We start from the raw sequence: 6,000 nt of genomic DNA, 5'->3' as shown, positions 1-6,000 counted from the left end.
TACAAACATTAATGCGTTGAATGCGTTGCGATCGTTAAATGATATTAACACGCAACTGTCGGTTTCGCAATTAAGGCTTGCGACGGGCAAAAGAATTAATAATGCCGCCGACGATGCCGCGGGTTTTACGATTGCCAAGAAATTCAATGCCCGTTCACAAGGGCTTGGACAGGCACTTGCGAACATAGGTTCTGCCAAGAATCTTATGTCGGTTGCGGAAGGCCATCTGAATAACATCCTCGATATTTTAACACAGATGAAGACAAAGGCGACGCAGGCGGCAGACGATTCGTTAGGGAGTGCAGAACGTAACGCTATTCAGTCGGAACTCAAAGCATTGGCAACACAAATTGATCTCGAAGTTACCCAGTCCACATGGAACTCCAAGTCAATATTTGGTACGGGGAATTCTACTACGGGAGCGGCAAGTAGTGTGCAGTTTAAATTCCAGATTGGCGCAGGGGCAAGCAGCACCAATGATGTGTTGAAGTTTGACTTGTTAGCGAAAGACAATGTAAGCTTTGATGGCGGCAATACAAACTATAAGTCTGATGGATTGCGGGTAAGTGTTGCGACGGCGGGCAGGGCGGTTACTTCTTCGGCGTCCGCGCAGGCATTGATGAGCAATATAGATACCGCCATTGCGGATGTATCAGAAGGGTTGAGTTACATTGGTGCAGTAGTGAACAGGCTGACCTATCAGGAAACCAGTTTAACGGTAGCGAGGACTAATACCGAGGCGGCTAGGAGCCGTATTGAGGATGCGGACATGGCATACGAGCAGTTGCAGTCAACAAAGCTGCAGATATTACAACAGACTGCAAGCGCTATGTTGGCGCAGGCGAATGCAGGGCCTCAGTCAATCTTACAGCTTTTCGGATAATAAAGGGTGTATTATCGGGGATGGGCAGCAATGCCCGTCCCCTTTTCTATTAATAGTGAAATTGTCTTTAAATTTTATTAGGCATAATGTATTGTTATTTTCATATAGGAATCATATATTAGCTTGCCGGTTTTTGGCGTTTTTTTCTTAAATCAGGGGAATTTAAAATGGCACTATCCTCTCTTACATCAGCGTATAGCTCGAATTCTGGACTCAATTCGTTAATTGCGCAATATATGTCGTTAGAGAAAAGACCCCTATATGATTTGCAAAGCCAAAGGACGAAACTATATAGTAAAATAGACCTGTATACAGACCTGAATTCAAAAATTTCAGGTCTGCTCGACCCAACAAAAGATCTAGCCAGCGCGGATAACAGTTCTGTCTATAATTCCAGAAGCGTAAGTACCAGTGAAAGCAAAGAAGTGTCTGCTACTACAGGTAGCAATGCCGCTACAGGGACGTATCAAATACGCGTTAAACAGTTGGCCTCCGGATCGTCCGTACAAAGTTCCAGCGGGTTGATTACTAAAGCAGCGGTGGTTAGCAGTTCAAAGGTTGCGCCGGGTTCAGGAACGATTGATGTGACAAAGAGTTTTGGTGATGCGGGATTTGGAACTGCTCCAACGGGAGCGGTAACGATTAATGGGTGGACTTCATCTGATTTGGCAACATATGCTTCGGTGCAGGCGTTTATGGATGATGTCAATACGAATGCTGCGGCAAATATGTATTATGATAGTACTGAAGATACATTTTATTTAGAGGATACGACAAGCGGTTCTTTGACTTTTACTGGATCGGAAACTCCGGGTGGGAGCGGGTTTTTTACTCAGGTAAAAATGAGAAATGCAGCGGGTGATTATAATAGCGCTACTGCAGTAACCGGTATTCAGGCGGATGTACTTTTGTCAGAGGCAAATTTTGATACGGCAGTATCAGGCTCCGGGAGTTTTAAGATTAACGGAATAGAAATTTCATGGGATGCAAGTACGGATACTTTGAATAGCGTTATAAACAGGATTAATAATTCAGATGCCAACGTAACGGCATATTATGATACATCGCTGGATAGAGTGGTAATGAATTCCAAAAGCACAGGGAGTTCTGATACTATTACCCTGGCAGACGTATCGGGAACATTCCTGATGAATACGTTTAAATTCAGTGGACAAACCGCCAGCGGAGGTGCCGATGCCAAGTTTACTATTAATAGCACAAGCTCCGGTGATGAAATCTCAAAAAGCTCTAACGATTTTACCATAAATGGCATTAACTATACTTTAAAACAAGCGAATGTTTCCGCTTATACGGAGAATACGTTTACAACAATCACTGTGAATCAGGATACCAGCGCGATTAAAACAAAAATTAATGACTTTCTTGAAAAATTTAACGCACTGACAAGTCATATAAAAGACAAGTCTGGTGTTGATACGGAAAAGTTCACCAGGGGGCCTCTTGCGGGTAATACAACCTTTATTAATATAAGGAGACAATTGTTACAGATAGTGGTTGAGAAGGTGACAGGTCTTACTGAAGGAGAACCCAATTACCTCCGTAAGATAGGCATTACCGTGGACAGTAATTTAAAGGTGAGTTTGTCCGATACCTCTGCATTTGATAGTGCTATTAAATCGAATCCCAAAGCGGTTGAGAATTTATTTAACGCTACAAATGGCGTTGCAAAAAAGATAGAATCTTTACTAAAACCGTTTGTTGAGAGCACGTCTTCTACGACCGGTTCCCTCATTGATAATACAAAGAGCACAATAAATACCCAGATAACAGGGATCAACAATAGAATTAAAAGTATGGAAACACGACTGTCGTTAAAAGAGAACCAATATCGCCAACAGTTGTCTAAAATGCAGGAATTATTAAACAATCTGGTACTTCAGGGTTCTCAGATAACAATGCTTACAAACTCGGCTTTAAACATGATGGGAACATAGATGAGGTTCTAATAAATAGATAATGAATGGAGTTTGGATTTGGTTAATAATAAAATAAATTCATACGATGAAATAATAAATCTTCTTGGGATCAGGCTGGATGATTGTGATAAAATACTTCGTAATACAATTGAATTGAAGGAAATGTTGAACGGCGGAGATGAAGAAGACTTGTTAATTAAAAAAATGCAGGAAAGAGGGATAATAATAAAGAGGGCTTCCGCCCTTGGTGAAGAATGTCATTCGATAAAAGAACTTGTTGGGGGTATTGACGATGAGGAAGGAAAATATTTATTAAAAGAGCGAGTGGGGAAGATGAGAAAACTTTTAGACGAGATTGCTCTTCTGGATAAAGAAAACAAGTCTCTCATAGAAAGCAGAATAAATGAAATTGCTTTAAATCTTGAAAAAATACAGGAAAGCAAGCAATTGGTACGTAGTTTAGACCAGAACATTAATGATAATCCTTCATTTATTGATGTGTGTGGATAATACAATACTTTTTTATGGAGGTGAAAATTTATGGTAGGAACAAAAAAAGTTGGGCATGCATATCTTGAACAGGGAATAATGACGTTAAATCCGCTCCAATTATTAATAAAAGCGTATGACGCAGGTATTACCGCGTGTAATCGTAAGGATGAAGAAAAGGCAAGTATTGTGCTGGCAGAATTAATTGACTCTTTGAACTTCGATCAGGCAGAGATTTCAAATTCACTTTTCAGGCTATATGAATTTTGTATGCGGGAGATAAAAAACGGAAGATTTGACGCTGCGTTGAAGATTTTTAAAGAGTTAAGAGGCGCATGGTTGCAGGTACAGGACGCCGCTTGATTTATATTTTATGTGTAAATATGCATATACGTTTTTAAAGTTCTTGCGCTGGCAGTAAATCAACCCATGCCACCTGTGCAAAGGATTAAATAATTATTTTTAATTTTATCTGTATAAACAATATTTTTGGAGCAAAATTATGGATGTGGGCAAGATTCATAGTTATAGTTCTAATAATAAGTTGTTTACTGAAGTTGACAAAAAAGATATTGTCAGCAAGGAAAAGGGGAAAGATGTATCTTCTGATAAAATAACAGAAGATGCGAAGGTTTCTTACCAAGCAATTATTGATAAGAAAATTGTATCGCAAAATGTGAGCAGTAGCGCGAGTGTTAGCAATACATCTCCTCAAAGCAACAGTAACAGCGACTCTAATGATGTGGCTGTTTCAAAAAAGGAAATACCATCGGAACAACCAGCTTCTTCTGCCTTATACGATTCTCATTCCCCTCCCGTTTTCCCCGGTGTTTCTCCTATTGGTACGCGGGTTGAATTTGCTATTGAGAAAGAGTTGAATCTTGTTGTTACCACCGTGAGAGATTTAGACACCGAAAAAATCATCAGACAATTACCCCCGGAAGATACCATTTCACGAATGAAAATGCTGAAATCGTATTACAACCAAATGGCTCAGGCAAATTTGGGCAATAAAGTGGATGAAGTCGTTAAATAAAGTAGACAAACGATTGTAGTCTTTTTTTGGTACTATTTAATCGTCCCTATCATTATCCCCACAGTTTTTCCTTACCTTAATTCAAACATCTATTCTTTTTTGAACAGCGCTGGGGCTTCGCACAATATTCCTTGTTTGGCTAGCTTTATCCGTGTTGCAGGGCATACTCTTCTACGTTCATGTTTCTATTCATTAGCAAGGGCTGATTTTTCATTACTGCAGAGGGTAAGTCCGCTTTTTGCCTCTGTTAGTTGCGGGTTAATGGTTAGCGCTTGTTCGAACATGTCTTTTGCTCCCCTTTTGTCTCCACGTATAAGACGGGAATTCCCGATCAGGATATAGGGGTTTGTGGCAGACGCGTCGTATGCCAGTGAACGTAAAAAATCATTTTCTGCACCAACAAAGTCGTGAAGTGAATAACGGCAACTGCCTAACTCAAGATATATCTGCGCCATGTTTAATTCTACGTTGGGGGCAATACCTGTTTCGCCTTCAGATATTTTTATTGCAGTTTCTAAATGTTCAATTGCCTTCTGAAATTGTTTTTTTGTCACAGCGATTGTTGCAAGCATATACGCAGACAAAGGATTGTTAGTGTCTAAAAGCAAGGCTTGTTGCGCGTGGTAGACGGCTTTCGTAGTATTATCATTCTCTAAATATATCTTTGATAGGTTTATGTGCGATTGTCCTGTAAGTTCGTTTTTAATGTCAGTCGGTTTTTCAAGCATGCGCAGGTATACCTGAATCGCTGAATCATTGTTTCCCAGTTCCTGGTAAGTCATGCCCAGATTGAAGAGTGTGAATGAATCGTCCGGATTTTTTTCAAACTCTTTTAGTAAATAATTAAGATTCCGTTCTGCCCTTTGCCTCTTTTTCTCTTTGCTGAAAGCGTAAGCCCAGTGGTGGATTATTATATCTGTTCTGAGTATTTTACCTCCTAATCTTTTAATTGAAGGCAATATTTGTTCGTGAATGGTTCCTTCAAAGCGGATTTCGGGATGTCTCCGGAAAACCCTGCAGTATTCGCTGTAGAAAGAGGTTGCTATGTTGTCACATTGTTGTGGAATACATTGCCTTACCGTAAGCGCCATAATATCCTTGCTGTTAATTAGTGACCGAATTTTTAGCGCGTTAGCTTTATCAATAATTTCATCTGCGTCAATGTAAAGTATCCAGTCTCCATTTGCATGTTGTAATGATTCGTTGCGGGCTGCGGAAAAATCGTTTCTCCATTGAAAATGATGCACTTTTGCTTTATAGCGCAGGGCAATTTCCACAGTATTATCAGTAGAACCGGTGTCTACAATGATTATTTCATCTGCAAAAGATTGAATACTTTCCAGGCAACGGGGAAGAATACCGGACTCGTTTTTAACTATCAGACAGGCAGAAAGTTTGACCATAATGTGAACGTATCGCCTTTGGCGAACTCCCGGATGGATCAATCTTTCAGATTGATCCATATATTTTGGTATGGTTTGTGTGTTGGTTCATCGTGAATTGGAATTTTTAAAAGAACTAAACTCAAGGAGTTCACAAAATGTGATTTCAGAAATGCTATAACTATTTATGTTAACAAAAGTTAAATCTAATTTTAGAAATCCATATTTGTGAGATCTTACAGTATAACAAGCATCGGAAACGTGCAAAACGAT

The 6,000-nt window shown here is 39.8% G+C and carries 6 protein-coding genes; 5 read left to right on the top strand and 1 reads right to left on the bottom strand.

The genetic code is table 11. The annotated features are described in order from the left end of the window. From QZT26_RS07275 to QZT26_RS07255, 5 genes are all read left to right on the top strand, one after another. Positions 1-883, top strand: an 883-nt coding sequence (locus QZT26_RS07275; RefSeq protein ID WP_295101424.1) for a flagellin, incomplete at its 5' end; no start/stop codon positions are given. Positions 884-1,050: 167 nt separating this feature from the next. Continuing rightward, complete coding sequence (fliD, locus tag QZT26_RS07270; RefSeq protein WP_164995394.1) at positions 1,051-2,838, top strand: flagellar filament capping protein FliD; 1,788 nt, start codon at positions 1,051-1,053, stop codon at positions 2,836-2,838. Positions 2,839-2,877: 39 nt separating this feature from the next. Continuing rightward, positions 2,878-3,330, top strand: coding sequence for a hypothetical protein (locus tag QZT26_RS07265; RefSeq protein WP_157820645.1), 453 nt, complete (start codon positions 2,878-2,880; stop codon positions 3,328-3,330). 30 nt (positions 3,331-3,360) lie between these two features. Further along, a complete protein-coding gene (locus QZT26_RS07260; RefSeq protein ID WP_099326102.1) occupies positions 3,361-3,672 on the top strand; it encodes a flagellar export chaperone FliS in 312 nt (103 codons plus the stop codon). Between the two features lie 139 nt (positions 3,673-3,811). Then, complete coding sequence (locus tag QZT26_RS07255) at positions 3,812-4,345, top strand: flagellar protein FlaG (protein WP_099326103.1); 534 nt, start codon at positions 3,812-3,814, stop codon at positions 4,343-4,345. Between the two features lie 185 nt (positions 4,346-4,530). Here QZT26_RS07255 and QZT26_RS07250 read toward each other — a convergent pair whose 3' ends face one another. Then, positions 4,531-5,748 carry a TPR domain-containing glycosyltransferase gene (locus QZT26_RS07250; RefSeq protein ID WP_295101419.1) on the bottom strand — a complete coding sequence of 406 codons (1,218 nt, stop codon included), beginning with the start codon at positions 5,746-5,748 and terminating at the stop codon, positions 4,531-4,533. Between the last annotated feature and the right edge of the window lie 252 nt (positions 5,749-6,000).

It is taken from the genome of uncultured Candidatus Kuenenia sp., assembly GCF_900696675.1.
Classification (GTDB): Bacteria; Planctomycetota; Brocadiia; order Brocadiales; family Brocadiaceae; genus Kuenenia; species Kuenenia stuttgartiensis_A.
This window is presented reverse-complemented; position numbering and strand designations above follow the sequence as displayed.

What these genes read in the sequence shown, in the direction of transcription:
- fliD (WP_164995394.1), top strand. Translation starts at nt 1,051, where the DNA reads ATGGCACTATCCTCTCTTACATCAGCGTATAGCTCGAATTCTGGACTC.
- QZT26_RS07260 (WP_099326102.1), top strand. Translation starts at nt 3,361, where the DNA reads ATGGTAGGAACAAAAAAAGTTGGGCATGCATATCTTGAACAGGGAATA.
- QZT26_RS07255 (WP_099326103.1), top strand. Translation starts at nt 3,812, where the DNA reads ATGGATGTGGGCAAGATTCATAGTTATAGTTCTAATAATAAGTTGTTT.
- QZT26_RS07250 (WP_295101419.1), bottom strand. Translation starts at nt 5,748, where the DNA reads ATGGTCAAACTTTCTGCCTGTCTGATAGTTAAAAACGAGTCCGGTATT.